Origin of the sequence: Glaciecola siphonariae, assembly GCF_042652645.1 — a bacterium.
GTDB classification, from domain to species: Bacteria; Pseudomonadota; Gammaproteobacteria; order Enterobacterales; family Alteromonadaceae; genus Glaciecola; species Glaciecola siphonariae.
Map to the genome: position 1 here is coordinate 17,432 of NZ_JBHSGU010000025.1, position 22,271 is coordinate 39,702.

The window sequence follows — 22,271 nt, forward strand, 5'->3', positions numbered from 1 at the left end:
ATGACCGCACGTCTGCTGACAGCGTGGAATACTTAGTATGAACGAGATAGTGCAGCCTAGAGTGAAACTTGTTGCCATCGCAAAAGATGAAGCCGCATATTTACCTGAATGGATATTCCATCACAAGCGAATGGGCTTTGACTTAATTGAAGTTTATGTGAATCGCACAACAGACAACTCACAGGATATGCTTAAGTATTTGAGTAGCAAGTTTTCGGGTATTAGTTGTAAAAGTGCAGATTGGATAGATTACTGTCCGGCTGGTGCGCAACATAATCTGCAATATATTATTTACTCGAAAGCGTATGCAGATACCCTTGAGGCCGATGATGCCGACTACGTATTATTTTTAGACATCGATGAGTTTTGGACGCCCAAGAGTATGGCAACGCAGGTACAAAGCGTTATTGCAAAATATCCAAAAGCAGATGCTATATCTTTTCAGTGGATTAATGACTATGGCAGCGATGCTCCTTTTCAGCCCCTGCGCCAAGATATATTAGGTAAAATAAATCCCTTAGTGAAAACCCTCGTTAAAGTGGGTGCCCCAATCACAAAAATTGGTTATCACATGCCCGAGCTCGATAATGGGAGTAAGCACATTCTAATGGATGGCGATACCGTTAAGCGCGACGAGAGGGTAGAAGAGGGCATTGCAAAAGAACTACAACACATGCGCCCGGTGATGATAATACACCGCTTGTTTCGCTCGCCTAAAGAATATGTGTCTTTACTTCACCGCGGACGGCCCTCTGATGAGATGCAGTTAAAGCTCAATCGTGGTGGCTATAATTACGTTATGGGTAGAGAAGTGTCTTATCCATTGAACGAAGACAATTACGCGCAATATAGACAGGCATTAGATGGATTTTTACAAAGCGCGGAGCTAAAAAGCCTATTGAGTATTGCTCGCGAGTTTGTAGAGGCGCGCTACCAAAAGGCTTTAGATGCTGTAGCCAATATAAAAGCCAAAAACTTTCATGATCTAGCGCGTATTTTTAGAGGCTGTACTGAAGATGAGCGTAAGCTTGTGTTTGACACTATTGCGTCTTCTCGATTTTTACGTGAACAAGAGAGTGTGCAGACCGTCATTGATATTGCAAAAAAAGTCGACGAGAGCGATTTGCACATGGGCTACATCATTTGGAAACGTGCTAGAGAGCTTCGTCCGCAAGGCCCGTTGATTCAAAAGCGCATTGCCCGCTATGAAAAACTAGTAGCAGACGGAGAGTTGACTTGACCGATTTTTGTATCGCCTCACCGCATAAAAACGAGCTATGGTACGACTATCGACTATTTGTGAATTTAAAACGTGCTTTATTGGCTTTGGGGTTTACATCAAAAGCCGCTGCGCATAACAGAATATACTTTTTAGGGGCGCCGCAGCTTCAGTTTTATCCGGAAGTGGGAAAGTTTGACACGCAAGCCAATAATATCGCCTTAATCTACAGTCATGCAGAGAAGCTGCAATCTTTAGATGCCTTTTCTAAAATATTTGTGTGCAGTGAGCCGGTAAAGCGCTACCTACAAAATAAGTTTAAAGGCTCTATAAGCGACGATAATTTAGAAAAAATTGAGGTATTAGCGCCTTTTTCATCATTATCTCCAAGCGCGAAGACCAAGCCGCGCTATGCCTGCGATATCTCGTTTATTGGTACGCCACGAGTAAGGCCGATTGTAGAGGCGATTGTACCAATTGTGGAGAAACACCAATTAAAGTTTCATTTATTTGGCCCTAATTGGGATAGTTATCCTGGGGACCCTCGGGCAAATAACTATTTTGTAGCACGCAGCCTACCTTACGAAGAAATTCCAATGCTGGCTCGCGGCAGTAAAATTTGTCTAATCGACCACCATCAGACAATGAGCGAAATGGGCGCGGTGAGTCATAAGTATGTCGATTTTGTGAGGGCCGGCGCATTTGTCATTTCAGACAACAATAAAGATGCGCGTGAAGCATACGCTGGTGTGTGCTTCGAGACACCTGAATCACTTGAAAAGCTCATCTTACAGTACTTGCAAGCACCTCAGTTACGCCGAGCGCAGGTGTTGCATCAATTAAGCCTCACAAGCACACATACCACCGAGTATGCAGCGGTTAGGCTGGCTCAGCACTTTGTTTAACAGCATGTGTATGTGTCACAAGCACTAAAGCGCAGTAAAACGATAAACGAGTTTACGGCGGTAGGGGGCTTTTTCAGACGCAAAGTCAGCACTAAAATTACGCTGATTTACTGCGTCGATGTAGCCTTGAGCCTCAAGTGCGACTGCTCTATTGCGTGGAGAAAGGTGCTTGCCGGTATAGACTTGCATGGCTGGCTGATTGGTAAATATATCTAGGCGCAACTTATGCCGACGTGACGATAGTTGCGCTGCTAGCTCAATTGGGGCCGTATTCGGTTTGTTGCTTAGCAGGCTTTGTTGCGATTTATTGAGTATGTAGCAATGGTCAATTTCGTGCAGTGACAAAACATCTCCTAAACGTTGCGGTTTCTGAAAGTCTATAAGTTCACTGCTTTTGCCAACAATACCGGTGGGGATCCCATCGGGATTAATTTGCATGAAGGTTGACGCGTTAACATGTAAGTCGAGCTCGCTTATATCCGACTCACTCATCGTAAAATAAGTGTGATTACACATGTTAATAGGCGTTAGCCTATCGCTATTAGCAATAAATTCGATATTAAGTGCATTGTTGTTATCAAGTCTATAAATCACAGAGGCTTGTACATTGCCCGGAAAGCCTTGTTCTAGGTGAGAAGAGTCCAAGCTAAAAATAGCCGTATCAGAATGAAATGATTTCCGTTTGGCGCTTAAGCGCCAATTGCGCTGTGAAAACCCGTGTTTCCCGCTATGCAGGATGTTTTCTCCTTCATTGGCTGTAAGCTTATACTGCACGCCCTCTAGCGCAAACTGCGCGTTGCCAATGCGGTTAGCGATACGCCCGCAAGTCGCGCCTTTAAAAGCGGCATCATTTAGTATGTCTTGGTTAGCGTGGTCGCTAAACGTAAGCTCTTTAACCGCCCCTGATTTATTTGGCATTCTAATTGAAACAATGCGTGCGCCAAAACTCGCCAACTCAACCTGCATACTGTGGCGATTAGTTAAGGTAACTCGAGTGAAAGGAGGCATTAATGCTCCACTAGTAAACTTAAGATAATTACCACAAATAGTACGATGCTTTTTGGCCGATTGCATCACAGTGTTTAAATAAAAGGCGATGCTCTTATCAAGTGTTGTGTAACCATAGCTAATGCAAATCTCTTGGTTTACAGGGAGGCTGGATTTGAAAACGTCGAAATCATGGATGATTTCGCCGAGCGCCCATGGATGGGTTCACAGCGTTTTTCAAATCCAGCCTCCCTGTAAGCCAAGTTGCTGCAAGTCTTCGACAACACTTGATAAGAGCATCGCCAACAAAAAAAGCGCCCGATAAGGGGCGCTTTTGATAGGGAATGAATGTTTATAGCTTTTGCTAACGGGCTTGGCCCTGTTCTGCATTAGCTGTTTTCGATTAAGTTACTGCCAATTTCAATGCGCTTTGGTTTTTGCGCTTCGGGTATTTTTCGCTCGAGGTCAATGTGCAGCAGCCCGTGCTCTAAGTCAGCGGCCAATACCTTCACATTGTCTCCAAGTTGAAACTTACGCTCGAAGTTTCGTTCTGAAATACCTTTGTGCAAGAACTTGCGCTCAGTTTCGCTCTGCTCTGCGCTTGGCTTAGCGCCGGTCACTTTCAAGGTGTTTTCTTGCACTTCGATGGTGACTTCATCTTTTGCGAAACCAGCAATCGCCATAGTAATTCGATATTTATCGTCAGCTATCAGTTCGATGTTGTACGGGGGATAGCTTGTTTGTTTTTCGTGACGAGTAGCAGCATCAATCATAGATGCTAAGTGGTCTGAACCAATGAATGAACGGTAAAGTGGAGATAGATCAATAGTACGCATAGTCATATTCTTCCTATTAAGCAATATGTTTAATTAAATGTTTGCCCCGATAATTCGGCGGCGTTTCTTGTCGACCCTTTCGGCGCCGACAACATGTAAATAGGAATTAACTTTATCTTTTCAAGGATATTTTTTAAAAAATATTCTAATTATTTTCTATGTCTTTGTTTTAAAACGTTAATTGTATCAGACAAAGATAAGCCGCTAGCCTGCAATAAAACGATGAGATGATACATTAAGTCCGCCGACTCATTTTTTAATTCATCTAAATCGGCTACCGTGGCAGCTAAAGCTGTTTCTACGCCTTCTTCGCCGACCTTTTGCGCAATGCGTTTGATGCCTTTTTGATACAAAGAGGCGGTATAGCTCGAATCTACGTCCGCTCCTTTTCGCGATGCCAGTACGTTCTCAAGTTCGGCTAAAAAGCTAAAATCACTTACATCTGAGTGCGACCAACAAGAGGTACTGCCGGTGTGGCAAGTTGGACCGTTTGCATGTGCGAGGACTAAAATGCTGTCGGCGTCGCAGTCGGCGCTGATGTCAATTAAGTCGAGCGTGTTACCCGAAGTTTCACCTTTCGTCCAGAGGCGCTGCTTGGAGCGGCTAAAAAACGTAACTTGTTTGGTCTCCAGCGTATGTGCTAGGGCGGCTTGATTCATATAGCCCTGCATTAGCACTTGCGCAGAACGTGCATCTTGTACAATACACGGTATGAGCCCGTCACTTTTATCCCAAGCAAGAGACGATAGATTATTTGGTGTCAATTTCATATTTTTTATTACTTTCAGGCAAGATGCGGTTTGCGAAAGGCAAAGCGCTGTCGTAATGTGGCGCAGATGCTACCAGATATCCAACAAAATGTCTTAACAAGTAGAGACATCATTGCACAGCTCATGAAGGTACATAGCATAGATAAAGGCAGCCTTCGCGCAAGTTACGCTCGTGTATTTGCTCGCATGGGAATACCCTGCGTACGTAAAAATGCTTTCAAATCAGGTATTTCAATAACAGCTTTATGAAACACCGATGCCGCTAACGCACCATCAACATCGGCTTGTTCGAATACGTCAGCAAAATGCTGCATCTCACCCGCGCCTCCCGACGCAATAAGCGGCACCTTACATGCGGCGCGAATATGTGAGAGCTGCTCAATATCATAACCTTGACGCACGCCATCTTGGTTCATGCAATTGAGCACGATTTCGCCTGCACCGCGGTTTTGAACTTCGTCTACCCAGTTACGAGTTTGCCACTGGGTTTTTTGTGTACGTGTTTCGTCGCCAGTGAATTGGTAGACTTCATAGGTGCCAGATTCTTCGTTGTAGAAGCTGTCGATACCCACGACTACGCACTGCTGGCCAAAGGTGTTATAAAGGTCGGTAATGAGCTTTGGGTCGGCCAGAGCTGGCGAGTTGACAGATATTTTATCTGCGCCCATTTCCAGGATCATGCCTGCATCAGCAACGGTTTTGATGCCGCCGGCTACGCAAAATGGAATATCAATAACCTGCGCAATTTTGCTCACCCAGCTTTTATCCACTACGCGACTGTCGCTCGACGCGGTAATATCGTAAAACACCAACTCATCTGCACCGGCTTGCGCGTATTTTTGTGCCAGCGGCACAATGTCACCAATGATTTCATGGTTACGGAATTTGACGCCTTTTACCACTACGCCGTCTCTTACGTCTAAACAAGGGATTATGCGTTTTGCCAGCATGCGATAGCCTCCTCTAGCGTAAACTTGCCTTCCAATAAGGCTCTACCGAGAATCACGCCCTGTACCTTGGTGGGGATCAGGTTTTTGATATCTTGTAGAGTGCCAATGCCGCCTGAAGCTTGCCATTGAATGTTCGGATATTGTGCGACAAGCTGTGCATATAAAGACTCATTTGCGCCTGTTAGCGTGCCGTCTCGGCTTATGTCGGTGCACAAAACGTGTGTAAGTCCATATTGGGCATAAAATCCCAACAATTCTTCGATGCTCACACCTGAGTCCTTTTGCCATCCATGCGTCGCAACAAATTTATTTCCCTGCTCATCAATGTTGATGTCGAGCGCTAACACAATATGTTCGCCGCCATAACGCTCAAACCAAGTAGCGACTTGCTTTCGGTCTGATACAGCTTTAGAGCCTATTACAACGCGCTCTATGCCCGCATCTAATAAATCTTGTACGTCTTGTTCGGTGCGCACGCCGCCGCCGCTTTGAAATCGCATAAGCCCCGTCGCCACCATACTTTTGATAAGGCTAAGTTGGCGTTTGTTGGTGTCTTTGGCGCCGGTTAAATCAACAATATGCAAAATCTCTGCGCCTGCCTTGGCGTAGGTTTTCACTACCTGTATAGGGTCTAGTTGGTATTCGGTGGTTTTATCGTAGTCGCCTTGATATAAGCGCACTACTTTTCCGTCTATTAAATCGATAGCGGGAATAATCATGGGTAAAACGTGCCCTATAAATTTAAAAAGTTAGTTAAAAGCTGTGCGCCAGCATCACTGCTTCGCTCTGGATGAAACTGCACGCCGTAAAAATTATCTTTATGAATAGCGGCTGAAAATTCATCGCCATAGCTACACGTCGCTAAGGTGTGTGCATAAGGATTAACTGCAAAGCTGTGCACAAAATAAAAATGAGTACCATTGGGAATACCGGCGAACAAAGCATTGTCACTTAGGCTGCTAACCTCGTTCCAGCCCATATGAGGAATTCGCAGGCCTTGGGCGTGCATACGTTTTACTTCGCCAGGAATAAGATTTAAGCATTCGGTTGCGGCAACGTTGCCCAAGTCGTTTTCTTGCGAACGTTCCACCATGATTTGCATGCCTAAACATACGCCTAATACCGGCTGCTCTAATGCTTGAATACAGCTAAGCAAGCCTTTCGCTTTGATGCTGTTCATTGCAGCCGGCGCGCTGCCTACTCCGGGTAAAACAAGGCGCTCGGCCGCAGCAATTTTCTCGGTGTTGTCAGTTACCAAAACGTTAACGCCGAGTCGCTCAAAGGCAAAACGAACTGACGATATATTTGCGCATCCGGTGTTAATTATCGTGATTTGCTTTTGCGGCATCGCTACAAACTTCCTTTAGTGCTAGGCATCGCGTCACCCTGTTTGCTGATCGCTTGGCGCAGCGCTCTGCCAAATACCTTAAATAAGCTTTCTACTTGATGGTGAGCATTACCTTCTGTGGTAGAAAGATGTAGCGACAAGCCCATTGCCTGAGCAATGGAGTAAAAAAAGTGCGGCACCATTTCGGTGGCCATCTCGCCCACCGATTCGCGAGTAAACTCAGCATTAAACTGTAGGTGAGGACGATTTGAGATATCCATGATGCATTCAGCTCGGCATTCGTCCATTGGCAAAGCAAAGCCAAAGCGGCCAATGCCACGCTTATTGCCTAGTGCGCTTTTGAGCGCCTCACCTAAGGCCAGGGCGGTATCTTCAACACTATGATGATCATCAATGTGCAGGTCACCGCTTACCTGCAGGTTTAGGTAAAAGCCGCCGTGGGTGGCAATTTGGTCAAGCATATGGTCAAAAAAGCCAATACCGGTGCTAATGTCAGATTTATCTAAGCTGTCTAGATTCACTTCAACCAAAATATCGGTCTCAGACGTTTTACGTCTTACCGACGCAATACGAGGGGCGGTGGTAAGCTGTTTAACAATCGCATTCCAGCTTAAAGTGCTTGGGTCGTATTGTATGGCATGAATACCCATATTTTCAGCTAGCTGCACGTCGGTAATACGATCCCCAATGACGTACGAGCGGGCAAAGTCCACGCGATTTTGCTGCAGGTATTCTTTAACCAAGCCTAAGTTTGGTTTGCGGCAACTGCATTTGTCTTCTTCAAAATGCGGGCATATCAGCACATCGTCAAATTTAATGCCCTGACTGGAGAACACCGACATCATAGCATTGTGCGGCGCGTCAAAATCGGCCTGCGGAAAACTGTCAGTACCAAGCCCGTCTTGATTAGACACCATCACTAAACGAAAGCCCGCTTGCTGTAAGCTGAGCAGCGCAGGAATCACATTAGGTTCAAATACAAGCTTTTCTAAACTGTCGAGCTGCTTGTCTACCGGCGGCTCTTGTACAAGCGTGCCGTCACGGTCGATAAATAAAATAGCCTGCTGACTCATGAGGGTTCCTTTGTTGATGATATGGCTTGCTCTTGAAAAAAGCCTTGAATTAGTGACAGCAAAATGTCGTTCTCTTGCTCGCTACCCACGGTAATACGCAAGCAGTTGTCTAGGTTATGCTGCTTGCTTTGGTCTCTAATAATCACGCCCTTACTCACTAAAAAAGCCATTAGCTTATTTTTATACGGTGTTTTAAAAAGCACGAAATTCGCTTTGGTGTCGCCGCATAAAGTAAGTTGGTCTATCTGACTCAAGCGCTTAACGATGGTATCGATGCCTTGCTGCAAGGTTTTTACGCGAGCATACATAACGGCAATGCCCTCAGCGTTGAGTGCCTGAGCAGCAACTTGCGCTACTGGCGCCGGCACAGGGTAGGGCGCGATGACTTTCATTAAGGTTTGGCATACTTGAGTGTTGCTGAGCACAAAGCCGCAGCGTATGCCGGCAAGTGCGTGGGCTTTGGATAAGGTGCGTAAAATAACAAGATTGTTATAGGTGCTCAAAAGCGCACTTTGTGTTGCGTCAGCGTCAAACTCTATATACGCCTCGTCTAGTACCACGAGTGCTTTGTCTTTGAACATGTTGAGCACAGCAACAATTTGCTCAGCCTCTATGCGCGTGCCGGTTGGATTGTTTGGCGAACACAAAAATACAACGTTCACCTTATCTACATATTCGCCCATCGCGTCTAGATTGAGGCTGAAATCATCCGTCAACGGCGCTTTATGCACCCCAACATTAAAGGTTTGTGCGCTTATCGCGTACATGCCGTAGGTAGGTGGGCATATCAATACGCTGCTTTTACCCGGTTCGCAAAAAGCTCTGATGATAAGTTCAATGCCTTCGTCAGCGCCTCGCGTAGCAATCACTTGCCCTGAGCTTATTCCCGCATAGCGCGCATAGCTGCTAATGACCTCTTGAGGTTGACAGTCGGGATAACGGTTAAAAAGCGCGCTGTTTACACTGAAATCTTCGCTCATCGGTGCTTCGTTGGCGTTTAACCATATCTGTCCACTGTTGTTTTCATCTGCTGAAAACAAGCGCCGTGCCGATTCATAAGGGCTTAGTTCGCGCACATGTTGGTTGGTGATAGATGTAATCCACTCAGCCATTGCTTGCATCCTTCATAGCTTGTTGCACGCTGCCGTCTTGTTTGAGCTCTGTTAAACGTAGGGCTACGGCTTGTTTGTGCGCATCTAGCCCTTCTGCATCGGCTAAATCCATAATGGCTTGGCCAATGGTTTGTAGGCCCTCAGCACTGAGCTCTTGCACCGTAAAGCGACGCATAAAATCTAGCAGTCCAAGGCTTGAATAGTTTCGGGCATAGCCGTAGGTAGGCAGCACATGGTTAGTACCGCTTGCATAATCGCCCGCAGACTCTGGCGAATAGGCCCCCAAAAATATACTGCCTGCATGTTGTAGGCGAGGCAGTAAGTCTCGCGCGTTATCTGTTTGTACAATTAAATGCTCTGCTGCATAAGCATTCGTTGCTTCAATCGCTTGTTCCATGTTTTCACATAAAATAAAACGACTATTGGCAATTGACTGTTGGGCAATTTGTTTACGTGAGAGCAAAGCAAGCTGGTGCAATACCTGTTGCTGCGTTGCTTTTATAAGCGCCTCACTGTCGCTTACCAACACAGCTTGCGAGTCTGGACCATGTTCCGCTTGAGAGAGTAAGTCACTGGCTACAAACGCAGGATTTGCGTTCGCGTCGCCAAGCACTAATACCTCTGAAGGGCCTGCTGGCATATCTATGGCAGCGCCATCTGCGCGCTGACTAACCTGCTGCTTAGCTTCGGTCACAAAACTGTTGCCTGGGCCAAATATTTTGTCGACTTTGGGGATGGTTTCAGTACCAAATGCCATTGCAGCGATGGCTTGAGCGCCGCCGCATAAGTAAACGTGCTCAATGCCGCATTTACTTGCTGCATATAAAATTTCAGGTGCAACATTGCCTGTAGGCGAGGGCGGGGTGCAAATAATTGGTAGAGCGCAGCCGGCAACTTGGGCACATACGCCGAGCATAAGAACGGTCGACGGCAAGGGAGCACTGCCTCCTGGAATATACAGGCCTACGCTTGCTAATGCCGTATGTCGCTGCTCGCATAATACGCCAGGTTGAGTTTCTATTGATATATCGCTTGGATACTGCGCTTCATGAAACGTACGAATGTTGTTGTAGGCTAAATCAATGGCTGATTTTACCGCGGGGCTAATCAGTGTTTGCGCCTGAGCAATTTGCTCCAATGGTAAGCGCAAATCGCTAAGCGTCGCTGAATCAAACTCTTTGGTATAGCTCAACACCGCCGCGTCTTTCTCGGTTTTTACTCGCTGGATAATTGCGCTAACCGTATCTTTGAGTAACTTTTCGTCTTTTAAAGCCGGTCGAGACAATGCCTTAGCACGTTGCGCCTCGTCGAGTTCTTTCCACTTTATGACATCACCAATACTCATGCATTACCCCATCATTTTCTCAATTGGCATCACTAAAATAGAGCTACAGCCAAGTGCTTTTAGCTTTTCCATTGTTTCCCAAAACAGGGTTTCTGAACTGACCACATGCACCGCTACGCGATCGTCATGGCCCGACAATGGCAACACAGTGGGGTTTTCTGCCCCCGGCAGCAGGCTCTTAACTTGTTCTAAATAGGCTTTTGGCGCATGCAGCATTATATATTTGCTCTCTTTGGCCTGAATAACGCCATCTATGCGCGGAAGTAGGCGGCTAACAAGGGCTTGCTTTTCTTCACTGAGCGCCTTGGCCTTTTGGATTAACACCGCTTTTGATTTGAACACGACGTCTTTTTCTCTTAAGCCGTTTGCTTCTAAAGTCGCGCCTGTAGAGACCAAATCACAAATGGCGTCGGCTACACCTGCGCGAGGAGCAACTTCAACCGAACCGGTAAGCATAACCGCCTGTGCGTTTACGCCTTGCTCTGCGAAAAATCGCTCTAACAGAAAAGGATAGGTGGTGGCGACTTTTTTGCCTTCAAGAGAGGCCACTGAGTCGTATTGCATTTCATTGGGAACGGCAATAGACAAACGACAGCCACCGTAGTCGAGTCGGCGCAGGGTTTTGTATTCATGCTTTTTATTTGCGGCTTTGCGCTCAAGCATTTTTTCTTCAAGCTCGTTTTCACCAATAAAGCCCAAATCGACCACGCCGTCCATGACCAAGCCAGGAATATCATCATCTCGCACTCTGAGTAGGTCTATTGCCTGATTAGTAGAATGAGCAATGAGTAAGCGGTCGCGGATTTGTAATTTAATGCCAATTGCTTTTAGCACTGCAATGCTGTCGTCGCTTAAGCGTCCTGATTTTTGTACTGCTATGCGTAGTCGAGTGTTGTCGCTCATGTGTCATCCTTTAATTGATACTGCCGTCTAGGTGATTCAATCATCTATTCAATATTGCTTGAAGGGCGCCGCGGGGTGAAAAGTAAAAACCCCCGAAAGTTTCCTTCCGAGGGCTTCAAATTTCTTCATTTGCCATTTTGGAAGGAATACGCCCTTCCAAGCACATACCTGAAAGGTTATGTGTTGTTATGATGATGATGAATGAAATTTGTATTTGTCATATGCGTCTTCAAAATTTGATGCATGGATATTATATAAAGCGCCGCCTATTATCAATAGCATACAACGAATATCTTATAACTCTCATGCTCTTGCAGGCGACACGATTCTTATGCGCTTGTTTGTATTTTTCATATCTAGCCATATATCTATTAGAATGTGAGGGCGCTGTGCGCTGCATCGCGGTGTGAAATTGTACTCTACTTGCACTTTAAACACGTAGGCTGCTATGTGAGCAACTATCAGAACAATGGCGTGTTCAACGCTGTACACCCATGTTTTATCAGAGGTATATGTGAAAAACCCATTTTCGAGTTTGAATAAAAAAATTAAAGGTGCGATACGCGACAAAGCGATTGAGCGCGCGAAAACACGCATTGTGCTCATGCAGAAAAAACCAGAGGATTTTGCTTCTGAAGAATTAGAAGTCATTGTGCAAGAAGAAGAGGGCAAGTTGTACTCTGCAATTAAAGAGAAAGGACTGCTTGCGGTGTTGGCTGTACTTGGCTTTAATATTTTTGGATAAGCAGCACATACTATGAATAAACTCATTAATATTGTTTTATCGGGGCTGCTTTGGCGCAAGTACAAGTTTTTATTGGTGAGCCTGATTGCGTTGATTGTGTGCGTGTTTTTGGTAGGTCAAATTCACCAAGATTATTTGGCCTACGCACAAACCACTAGCAATGTAGCCGTAGGGTGGTCGTTTGCCGTTAAATGGTTGGTGTGGGTAATCGCTATCTGTATCTTTTTTGCCGCTAATCACTTTGCCAATAAGCGAAAGCAGCGTAAAGATGTAAAAGAGGATAAAAACTCAGCGCTACAGCGAATTATCGAATGGAAAAACAGCAAAAAAGGCGGCAGTAAAGCTAAACCTCAAACCGCTCAAAACCCTAAACAAGCTGGAAAGGGTGACGCAACAACAGCGCATGATGAGAGCGAGCCGAACGACCCGTTTGCGCAGCTTCGGCATAAAGAAAAGCTAAGAAGCTACGCTGATTTGATTATTGAAAAAAAACGCACTGGTCAATAGTACGCTGTTTAAAAAAGGATTTTGAGCATCAGGGTGCATTGCACAAGCTCCAGATTCGCGTGTTACTTCATTCGCATCAAAAAGATTTGATGTAAATAAAGATATCGAAAATTTCGAAGTGCCTTATTTGCTTGATTTTTATTGTAGAGGCTGTTACCAATAAAAAGAAACAAATGCAAAGGAATGTAATGTTGATGTCTTTATCACGAAATTTGATCGTTTTAGCTGTGCTTACCGCAGCCCCATTTACACACTCACAGGAAGAAGAGTCAGGCTCAACCGATTGTGTCGAGGTTGTAGACGGAAAGGCAAATACAGCCGCTTGCTTAATTGTAATAGACAGACCTGGACAACCGGGAAAACCACCCAAAAAACCGACCCTGCCGGGTGAACCTTACAATCCACCGAAAACCCCGCCACCTCAAAAGGTATGTCCTCCCGCTCGTATTGTAAGTTTGTACGAGGTCAACGAAATACTGTACGCGCAGTTAGAAGGCAAAGGTTGGTTTGCAGTCACATCTTCAGGGCAAGCTCAGTTTGCTGAAGATTTTTTAATCCTAAAACGAGCAAAAGAACGCAACGAGGCTGTTGAACTTATTTACAGTGGTGAGCAAGCGCAAGACGAAAATATTTGTAGCCGTCCCAGTACTGTCACTTTGCCAATTGGCGTTAATACAATTATTGAAACAAAGTAGTTAAGATTAAGGAAAATCTATGAGAACTCTCGCCTTCGTTTCGTTGTGCGCATTGGCGCTGTTTAGCCTACACACAAATGCTGCTGCCCCTTTTAGTTGGTCTAGCGATGATTACCAACCCACGTTTATTGACCTGAATGCTGACGGGATTGATGACCTATTTTTGCATAGTAGGCAAGACGAAAAACCGTCTGTGTTCATAATTGCAAGTGAACTTAACGGTCAATTTCATTTTCTTGATACTGCCGCTTCCGAATTACCGTCAACCCTTGACGGGAAAGCTTGGTCTGCATCGAACACTAAAGTTATATTTGGAGACTTCAATAGAAACGGTGTAAACGATGCGATTTTGCTCAACTTAGATGATTCTACTTTACGACTTTCCTTACACACTGCCGGTAGTCAACTTTTTACCGAAATATTTACGGTCTCTACCGAAGGACAAATCTGGACGGAAGAGATCAACGCGGCCTCCAATATTATTGATATCCATTCTCCGAACCTCCCCGGCGCACTTTTTGTCGCTACATCTGAAAACGGTAGATGGCATCTAATTGGTGATGAAGCTGAAACAAGCTCAGTTACACAGATTTTGAGTATAGAAGAGGTATGGACTGATGCAAAACGGTATGAATATTCTCTAATTGACGTAGACAATGATGACAGCAATGAAATTTTTGCAGAATCGAAATATGACGCAAACCACTACCTAATAAAAGTCAAAGGTGCTGAGAGCCGCTCATCCGTTGCATTTGAGCCTTTGCTCATAGAATCGGGTAGTGCCTCTACAGATTGGTTGAATGTTGAGGCACATCTGACGTGGTTAGATGCAAATGATGATGGCATCAAAGACTTAGTTAAAACCACCAACGTAAGTGCCGGTTTTGATGTTGACGGTTCGCCCTTTGGTATTGATGAAAATAATATCTGTGAACATGAATTTTATAATATCGTTGATCAGTCTTATACATCTACGTGTGTTGAGCCTCTCAAAAATCCTGAGATACAATCTCTCACTGAATTCAATGAAAGACCGGCATATGAAACTGCTGATTTATGTGTTCCTGTAAAAGCGCCAGAAGTTGATAGTGCAGCAGGGGCGGAACAGGTACGATTTACCTCAAACTGTTTTGAGGAGCCTCCGATTGTTGCGCCGGAAGTACCTAGTGACGCGCCGAGTATTGGCGGGGGTAATTACCATCCAGTAGGTTCAAACTACACGGTGTGGATCGGCTCTGTAGAAAACGCCAGTTACTACTTGCTGCAAGAACGTCGCGGTCCTTTCTCTGGAGGACAGTGGGTATCCATCGGTGGAGAGTTGAGCGAATTTGGTTCAGTCGAGCGTAAATCAAACAATTCAATAACTATTGAATATAGATATGCTGCTTGTAATGTAAATGACCAATGCTCTACGTATGGCGCAGTGCGTAGAATGTTTGTTTACAGAGAGCCTTGGACCGTTCCAACAATCAAAGCAAGCCATAGCAAACGCGAGATAGGGCAGAATGTGACCTTGTCATGGAATAAGGCGCAAGGCTTAGTTCCGGGCTATGAAAGCGATGTAAAAGTCACTCGGCCCGACGGAAGTGAATTCACCAATTCCACAAAGGGAGAAAATCTGAGCATTTTAGGTTCAGAAAATGGCATATATAAGTTCAGTGTACGCACTTGCAATCCGGGTAACCGATGCACCAAGTATTCTGATCCAGTTAGCGTAAATTTTGTTTATCCCAAGCCTGCTGAGGTAACGGTAATGGCACCGGCAGCTGTAGCGGTCGGACAAGCATTTGACGTAGTTGTGTCGCCTGTGGCGCATGCTGTTAAATATGAAATTTATCTAAATGATGTGTTTTATGCTTCTTCATTTTCCGATACCGTCACCGTGTCAGCATTCGACAAAGTGAGTCGCCAGTGTTTTCGAGCACGCGGCATAAACGGAAACGATGTTCCTGGGGAACTTGGGGACGAAGACTGCACAAATATTTATAACAATCCGCCTCAAGCCTTGAATGATAGCGGAGATGTGGTGGAAGGCGGCAGTATTGATATTGCGGTTACCGACAACGACTCTGACTTAGATGGCCACTCTATTAATGTAGTCAGTAACACCAAGCCTAGCAAAGGTTCGGCCAACTGTGACAGTCAAACATGCACATATACCGCCCCATCCAACATTTCCTCAGATACTTCATCAAGTTTTTCATACACTATTGAAGATGCTTTGGGTGGGCAAGCTTCCGCAACAGTTTCTGTAAATATTACTAACTTAAAGCCGGCCACGATGACAGTAGGCGCAGACCAGACTGTTGAGGAAAGTAGCGGAATTTTGGGTTTGAAGGCTCAAGTAGTTGAAAACGATACCTCTCTTACTAGCTTTACTTGGAGGCAAACATCGGGTTTGTCTGTAGCAATCACCGATAGTACAAAGCGAAGCGCCTCTTTTTCAATCCCCGCTGTTGACGCTGACACTACGTTAGCTTTTGAGGCGGAAGCAAAATTTGTGAACGGGCAGGTACTAAGAGAATCCATGCTTGTCACTGTATTAGATAAAGAAGTGTTTGAAGATCCCACACTTTTAGTAAATGCCGAGCAAACAGTTGAAGAAGCTAGTGGCATTGTGTATTTGACTGCAGATATTTCTGCCAACAGTGCTAGTTTAGATTCTGTTACTTGGTCGCAAAAACAGGGTGAAATTCTCGTCTCGCTCGAAGACATCAATACTGCAACTGCTTTTTTTGATGCGCCAGAAGTTCCTAAAGACACTGTCTTAAGCTTTGAAGTGACGGCTACATTTGCAGAGGGTATAACGTTAAAAGACACAATTGACGTGAATATTCTCGATGTAACGATACCGGAGATTCTCTCTCTTAAACCTAACAACGGTTCAGTACTATCAGTATCACAACCGTTAATTGCTGAGGCCACCACAAATCTCGAAGAAGAACAGATTTCGGCCGTGTTGTATTCACTTAACGATGCTGAGTTTGTCACCGTAACAGAAACACCATTTAGCTATGATTTCGGGATACAGTTAGGTGGTGCTCATACGCTTTCAGCAAAAGTGCAAAGAGTAGACGGTATTGAGTCAGAGGTATTTGTTAGTGAGTTTACGTACTCATTAACAAGTACAACATGGTCTGAAAAGGGCGGGGAAACCGCTGACAGTCCAAATGTTGGAAACGTACGTCCAACAGAGGCAACTGTTTATGGGGCGATTCAGGGAAATGCGGGCGTGAGCGGTGGTGCTGCGTCGTACAGTGTTCCTATTCAAATACCGCCTGGGAGAAATGGTGCGCAGCCTCAAATATCAGTGAATTATTCAAGCCGAAGCGGAAACGGCCTACTCGGTGTCGGTTGGTCAGTCTCAGCAGGAGGAAGCATCACCCGATGTGCGGCTACCTTCGCTCAAGATGGTTATAAATCTGGAATAAAGTTTGAAGCGAGTACCGATAAGCTTTGCTATAACGGTCAACGACTTATGCTACTCAGCGGAACTTACGGAAGTGTAAATGCAGAGTATAAAACCGAAATAGATTCACTTTCAATCGTAAGGCAAGTTGGGGGCAGCATAGATTCTCAAAACAGCGCATTTGAGGTTAGTTTACCGAATGGACATATTGAAAAATATGGTACTAATAAGACCAGCAAACTGGTCCCCGTTGGCGTTACATCGCCTCTTAGTTGGCATATTACTAGTGCGACTGATGCCACGGGAAACAATGTCATTGAATATCAATATCTAAATGATCAAGCATCTGCTGAGTTACTTTTAACAGATATTTTTTATACGGGAACAGGCTCCTCTAAAGGCGACCGAAAAGTCTCATTTGTTTATGAAAATAGAGATTATACGAGCTCATCCTCAGTTTACGGTGGGTTTACCTCAAGCACTAAGCGCTTGAAGTCCATCGATACTTATTACAAATCTAGTGCAGTAAAAAAATATGAATTTGACTACCAAAGCGGCGGTAGTAATTCCAGTCGGCGCGATCTGTTAAGCAGTATCCATGAATGTAATGGTGCTCTGACCACTTGTAAAGCAGTCACGTCAGTTGATTGGCATGATGCACAGCAGTTGTATCAGACAGAGCTACTAACAACAAATAGTGGAGAACCACTAATCCCTGTTGACACTTACGTTCCCGATTTAACTCGCCTTCTCCCCAGAGGGGATGTTGATGGAAATGGCAGCCGTGATTGGCCTTCATATTTCGTGAATGCCGATGGAGATTCGGAGGGAGCCAATTTTACTGAATTGCAAAATTGTGACAATAACCCCATCACTTTCCAACCCGTTTGCCACGACGGTGATTTTGACTTGGATGGGCTAAGCGACTCGTGGGCAGTCGAAAATGGCTTCATAAATATTAGCCTAAGTTCACTAGCCAAGAGAATAAGCACCTCTGTGGTCATTGAGCAATACGATTCCATCGAAACAATTTCTGATTTTAATGGAGACGGTTGGCCCGATATAGTAGTCCATAATATAAATTGTGGCGGTGGTAAAGGTGGCCCGTGCTCTGCCTCGGGAGATTTAAATCTATATATACATAGTACCAACCCGAGCAATCCGTATAGCAGTTTGCCCGTGTTATTAACAAAAATAGATACTCGCGAGTCCTTTAATATCGCCGGTGATATGGATGGAAACGGCTTTATCGATGTGGCAATTTCGCATCAACTTCCTCAAATGTCTCGGCCCGTGTTGAAAGATATTCTTCTCATCTCGCAAGCTAAAAATGGAAATGTGCTTACTCAGCGTATTGATGCGTCTGTACAAAGCCAAAAATTATACGAATTCACGATGTTAATCGATATAAACGGAGACGGTTATAATGACTGGATTGGCTGGATAGAAGGGGGGAGCACAAAACTATATGCGCGCATCAATTTAGGCGATGCGACTTTTTCTGATGCTTTTGATACCGGTATCTCGCTGCAAGCAATCGCTTCATATATTCCGGGAACAGATCCGCTTGAGCCAGATTATGCTAGTTCGCCTAGGTTTATTGAAGCATTTAAGCAAATGGATATTAACGGTGATGGCAGAATGGAGCTAATCCTTCCTAGTTACGACAAAAAAGACATCGTAGCCTCTTTTTGCCGCGAATATAAGAAAGTAAACGGTGCTGGTAATCCTGTAAATGTCAAAAAGTGTGGCCATCAACTAAGAGAACCAGACATTTCATACGTTGGTGGTTTTGAAGTAGAGAACTATCCAGAAACACGTTTTGATGCAAACATCTATCGATACCAAGCAATCACGTTCAGTGGTGATATGGTCAATGGTTATAGCGCATCTTTTATATCGCCTAATGAAACCAATTTAATAGCAAGCGCTAACAACGCATTTGTTATTGATGGATTAGGAAAAGGCTTGTCGGATTTAGTATTCGCCTTTGGCTGTCCTACTTCAGGTTGTTACTTAGAATCGATTAAAGCGGGTGCACCATCGGTGCTAAATGGCAATTTAGATACGATAATGTTCAATCGTAATTACGGCTCCGCGCTTAACAGTCAACCTTCTCCTGATGATTATATGGCAACCGACATAATTAAGTCGATTAATAATGGATTTGGCCTTGAGTATGAATGGCAACTACGGCCACTTTCTGCTAACCCTTATGATGACTTTTATAGCGCAGACTTCAGCTCCATAGTAGATGATGCACACCATCTCTTTGCCTCCAGCATGTATGTGGTATCAGAATTTACAGCGTCAAATGGGATTGGAGGTAAAAACCTTACAAGATATCGTTATGGTAACGCGATGTTCAATACGCAAGGACGTGGCTTTAGAGGATTTGAAACGATTACCTCAGAGAATGTGACACGAGGCACTCAGACACAAACGTTATTTAAGCAGAAGTTTCCGTTTAGTAGCCTAATTGCAGAACAAACTGTGTCGCAGGTTGGAACTTACAAAGGCAGATTGTCGCGCACCGTAAATGATTGGCGGTTGAATACTTTAGGAATAGATAGTCAAATCGCTTATCAAATTTTTAACGCAGAATCGAAGCAAACTACCTATAAAGTAAATGACGGTGATGCCCGTGTTAAAGAAGTGACAGTAAGTATTAATCCATCGGATGGGATTGATGCTTATGGCAACGTTGTGCGTAAAGTGACTACCACCGAAATTTTGGATGATACGAGTGAGGCTATTGACTATACAATTACCGAAGCACTCACATTTTTGCCTAGCCATACCTTTGACAATAACTGGCCGAATAAATTGAGTGAAAGTACGGTTACCAAAAAAGCGAGTTTAGGTAGCGCCGTACCTCGACCACTTTCGTCAGACTCTTCTGCTCTATTGCAAAACATCACCACAAAGCTGACATGGGACAGCGAAGTTCGCAAACCCTCGCTTACGATTGTTGCACCGGGTAAGTCATCAAAAACTACCAGCCAATGTGCCTCGAGCTCACAAGCGTGCTCTGTAACTAGCGTAAAATATAACAGCTATGGTTTGCCTACGTTACAAAGCGAAGAGGGTGATATTGTAAATGGGAAGCAAGAGCAGCGCAGCGTTGCAATTAGCTACTCAAAAAATGGCAGCATTGCTGCTGCTGATGGTTACTTTGCTTTCGAAATGACAGCTGACCCGAATGGTAAGCGTCATGTAACTACTACCACAACACTTCCTCATTTCGGTACGCCACTTAGTCAAACAGATCCATTTGGGATAACGGTAGAGAATACCTATGATGACTTCGGTCGCCCGATTAGTATGAGTACGCCAGGCAGCAAAACAGTATTCATTGACTATACTAAACCTGAGTCGCAGCCGCCCAGCTCGCATGTTCGAATGGTAGTAACGAATACGCAGGCAGGTGCGCCTTCATCAAAAGAATACATTGATGCATTAGGGCGAACCATTGCCAGCGCCTCGCAAAATTTTGAGGGTGACTGGGTGTATACAAAAACGGTATTTGATGCTTTAGGCAGAGCTATCAAACAATCGGCACCGTACACGGGCTCGCCAATTTATACCACTTACAGTTATGATGTGCTCGACAGAGCGCTTACCAAAGAAACCCCTGCCACTGATAGTGCCTCAGAAAACTTATTTACAAGCTATGCGCACGATGGCCTTACCACATCAATAACGGTGAATGCGCCAGATGCATCATCGGGTGCAGGCAACCTGTTTATGGAGCGGCGCTATGGCTTTAATGAACAATTGTTGTTTACAAAAGATGCTGAAGGGTACTATACACGATACAGCTATGGCGCCGGCGGTGCACCTACGGTTGTGCAGGATGCTCAGGGGCATAACATTTATGCGATTTACGATGAGTTAGGTCGTAAACTTAGAGTAGAAGACCCTAATCAAGGAGTAACGCATTATCAGTACAATGATTTTGGTGACGTAATTGAAGAACGAGACGCAAACGATGATCTCATTTTATATAGCTATGATGCCCTAGGGCGCGTATATAAGCGTGAGAGCGATGCTCAAACGGCTATTTTTAATTTTGATGGCTGCGGTAAAGGATTATTATGCTCAGAAACCTTGGGCGGTGAGTTTAGTAAGCATTACGATTACGACCACCTAGCGCGACTTACCGATACCACCACACGTATTAACGGGAACGATTATCGCACTGAAATGGCCTACGATGCAGGCTTTGGACGTGTAAAATCTCTAACATATCCGAACGGTCTTACTTTAGCGTATCAGTATAATCGTTATGGTTATTTGACCCATGAAATGAACGCTGCATCGGGCTACGTGTATCGTGAAATCACAGACCAAGACAAGTGGGGTAATATTAGCGGCGCGCGGATCAGTAATCAGCAGTTGCGCGGGGAATATCGCTATAGTTCACGCACCGGGCAGATGCTTTGGTCAAAGGTTAGTGCAACAGTTGGTGATGACCTGCATGAATTACAATACACCGACTATGACAGTTATGGAAACTTGCGCCAACAAGAAAATCGTGCATTTGGTCCGGCCTCAAAAGACAACTTCACCTACGACGCTTTGCAGCGTTTAACACGCTCAAGCACCACAGCGGCGGGTACGTCATTAGCCATTAATTACCGCTATGATGAAGTGGGCAATTTACTGGCTAAGTCAGATTACTCTGTAGATAGCGATAATGCGTATCGCTACTTTGCGAACAACAATCGCTTAAAGCAGGTAAGCTTAAAAAATGGTGGTACAGTTAGCTTTGATTACGACAACAAAGGTAACCAAACCAAGCGCAATAATATTCAAGAGGTGTGGTTTAACAGCTTTAACAAGCCCACTAGAATAGAGCGTTTGGGTTCACGCGTAGACGTTTATTATGGCGCCGATGCCATGCGCTACAAACAAGTAAGAGTGGTAGAGGGTAAGTCGGTAACTACGCATTACATCGACAAATTGTACGAGGTAGAAATAAGCGAAGGGCTAAGCACGCAAATAAGCTATATATCAGATGTGGCCATATTGCGCGAGAGCAGTGCAAAACGCAGCATACGTTTTACTCATAAAGACCGCTTGGGCTCCGCGGCAACTTTTACCGACCACAATGGACAAGTGACTGCTCGTCGACATTTTGACCCCTTTGGTAAGCCTAAAGGTGGGGATTGGTCGTCGTTAGATGGACTCGGAGCAAGACTTGCCAGCACTGATGACGACATGGCTACGCGCCGAGGTTTTACCGACCACGAGCATTTGGATGAGGTTGAGCTCATTCATATGAATGGGCGCATCTACGATTATAACATTGGCCGGTTTTTAAGCGTTGATCCCTTCATTCAAGGTACTGGCAGTCAAGGCATTAATCCCTATTCCTATGTGCTCAATAATCCGCTTAGTTTTACTGATCCGACTGGTTACACTGTAGAGGCGGAAGTGGACGAAGTAAAAACTAAGAAGGTTG

At 44.9% G+C, this 22,271-nt stretch carries 16 protein-coding genes and 1 other annotated feature; of the genes, 6 read left to right on the forward strand and 10 right to left on the reverse strand.

Going from position 1 to position 22,271, the window contains the following annotated elements; all coding sequences use genetic code 11:
• Window positions 1–37 precede the first annotated feature (37 nt).
• Window positions 38–1,240: a glycosyltransferase family 2 protein gene (locus ACFO4O_RS16510; protein ID WP_382410532.1), complete on the forward strand. Its 1,203-nt coding sequence runs from the start codon at window positions 38–40 to the stop codon at window positions 1,238–1,240.
• Window positions 1,237–2,124 carry a glycosyltransferase family protein gene (locus tag ACFO4O_RS16515; protein ID WP_382410534.1) on the forward strand — a complete coding sequence of 296 codons (888 nt, stop codon included), beginning with the start codon at window positions 1,237–1,239 and terminating at the stop codon, window positions 2,122–2,124. The genes ACFO4O_RS16510 and ACFO4O_RS16515 overlap by 4 nt, the downstream gene beginning before the upstream one ends.
• Window positions 2,125–2,148: 24 nt before the next feature.
• Here ACFO4O_RS16515 and ACFO4O_RS16520 read toward each other — a convergent pair whose 3' ends face one another.
• From ACFO4O_RS16520 to hisG, 10 genes are all read right to left on the reverse strand, one after another.
• Entirely contained in the window at window positions 2,149–3,132 is a 984-nt protein-coding gene (locus ACFO4O_RS16520; RefSeq protein WP_382410536.1) for an aldose epimerase family protein, read from the reverse strand.
• A 368-nt stretch (window positions 3,133–3,500) separates the two neighbouring features.
• Window positions 3,501–3,947, reverse strand: coding sequence for an Hsp20 family protein (locus tag ACFO4O_RS16525; protein WP_382410573.1), 447 nt, complete (start codon window positions 3,945–3,947; stop codon window positions 3,501–3,503).
• A gap of 149 nt (window positions 3,948–4,096) precedes the next feature.
• On the reverse strand, window positions 4,097–4,717 hold the full coding sequence (hisIE, locus tag ACFO4O_RS16530; RefSeq protein ID WP_382410538.1) for a bifunctional phosphoribosyl-AMP cyclohydrolase/phosphoribosyl-ATP diphosphatase HisIE: 621 nt from the start codon (window positions 4,715–4,717) through the stop codon (window positions 4,097–4,099).
• Window positions 4,718–4,881: 164 nt separating this feature from the next.
• Window positions 4,882–5,667: an imidazole glycerol phosphate synthase subunit HisF gene (gene hisF / locus ACFO4O_RS16535; protein ID WP_382410540.1), complete on the reverse strand. Its 786-nt coding sequence runs from the start codon at window positions 5,665–5,667 to the stop codon at window positions 4,882–4,884.
• The gene (gene hisA, locus ACFO4O_RS16540; RefSeq protein WP_382410542.1) at window positions 5,649–6,386 is read right to left on the reverse strand and encodes a 1-(5-phosphoribosyl)-5-[(5-phosphoribosylamino)methylideneamino]imidazole-4-carboxamide isomerase; all 738 of its coding nucleotides are present in this window, start codon (window positions 6,384–6,386) and stop codon (window positions 5,649–5,651) included. Before hisA ends, hisF begins: the two co-directional genes overlap by 19 nt.
• Window positions 6,387–6,400: 14 nt before the next feature.
• On the reverse strand, window positions 6,401–7,015 hold the full coding sequence (gene hisH, locus ACFO4O_RS16545) for an imidazole glycerol phosphate synthase subunit HisH (protein WP_382410544.1): 615 nt from the start codon (window positions 7,013–7,015) through the stop codon (window positions 6,401–6,403).
• Window positions 7,016–7,017: 2 nt separating this feature from the next.
• Window positions 7,018–8,088 (reverse strand): bifunctional histidinol-phosphatase/imidazoleglycerol-phosphate dehydratase HisB, encoded by a 1,071-nt coding sequence (gene hisB, locus ACFO4O_RS16550; protein WP_382410546.1) that lies wholly within the window; start codon window positions 8,086–8,088, stop codon window positions 7,018–7,020.
• Entirely contained in the window at window positions 8,085–9,200 is a 1,116-nt protein-coding gene (gene hisC, locus ACFO4O_RS16555; RefSeq protein WP_382410548.1) for a histidinol-phosphate transaminase, read from the reverse strand. The genes hisB and hisC overlap by 4 nt, the downstream gene beginning before the upstream one ends.
• Window positions 9,193–10,545 (reverse strand): histidinol dehydrogenase, encoded by a 1,353-nt coding sequence (hisD, locus tag ACFO4O_RS16560; RefSeq protein WP_382410550.1) that lies wholly within the window; start codon window positions 10,543–10,545, stop codon window positions 9,193–9,195. The genes hisC and hisD overlap by 8 nt, the downstream gene beginning before the upstream one ends.
• A 3-nt stretch (window positions 10,546–10,548) precedes the next feature.
• Window positions 10,549–11,448: an ATP phosphoribosyltransferase gene (hisG, locus tag ACFO4O_RS16565; RefSeq protein ID WP_382410552.1), complete on the reverse strand. Its 900-nt coding sequence runs from the start codon at window positions 11,446–11,448 to the stop codon at window positions 10,549–10,551.
• Between the two features lie 80 nt (window positions 11,449–11,528).
• Window positions 11,529–11,649, reverse strand: a sequence feature (His leader region).
• 313 nt (window positions 11,650–11,962) lie between these two features.
• On the opposite strand from hisG, the gene ACFO4O_RS16570 reads away from it, so the two are divergent.
• The 4 genes from ACFO4O_RS16570 to ACFO4O_RS16585 form a co-directional block, all read left to right on the forward strand.
• Window positions 11,963–12,193 carry a hypothetical protein gene (locus ACFO4O_RS16570; protein WP_382410554.1) on the forward strand — a complete coding sequence of 77 codons (231 nt, stop codon included), beginning with the start codon at window positions 11,963–11,965 and terminating at the stop codon, window positions 12,191–12,193.
• A 12-nt stretch (window positions 12,194–12,205) separates the two neighbouring features.
• Window positions 12,206–12,700, forward strand: coding sequence for a hypothetical protein (locus ACFO4O_RS16575; protein WP_382410556.1), 495 nt, complete (start codon window positions 12,206–12,208; stop codon window positions 12,698–12,700).
• A 194-nt stretch (window positions 12,701–12,894) separates the two neighbouring features.
• On the forward strand, window positions 12,895–13,395 hold the full coding sequence (locus ACFO4O_RS16580) for a hypothetical protein (protein ID WP_382410558.1): 501 nt from the start codon (window positions 12,895–12,897) through the stop codon (window positions 13,393–13,395).
• A 19-nt stretch (window positions 13,396–13,414) separates the two neighbouring features.
• Window positions 13,415–22,271: RHS repeat-associated core domain-containing protein (locus tag ACFO4O_RS16585; protein WP_382410560.1), on the forward strand; the 8,857-nt coding region annotated here is incomplete at its 3' end.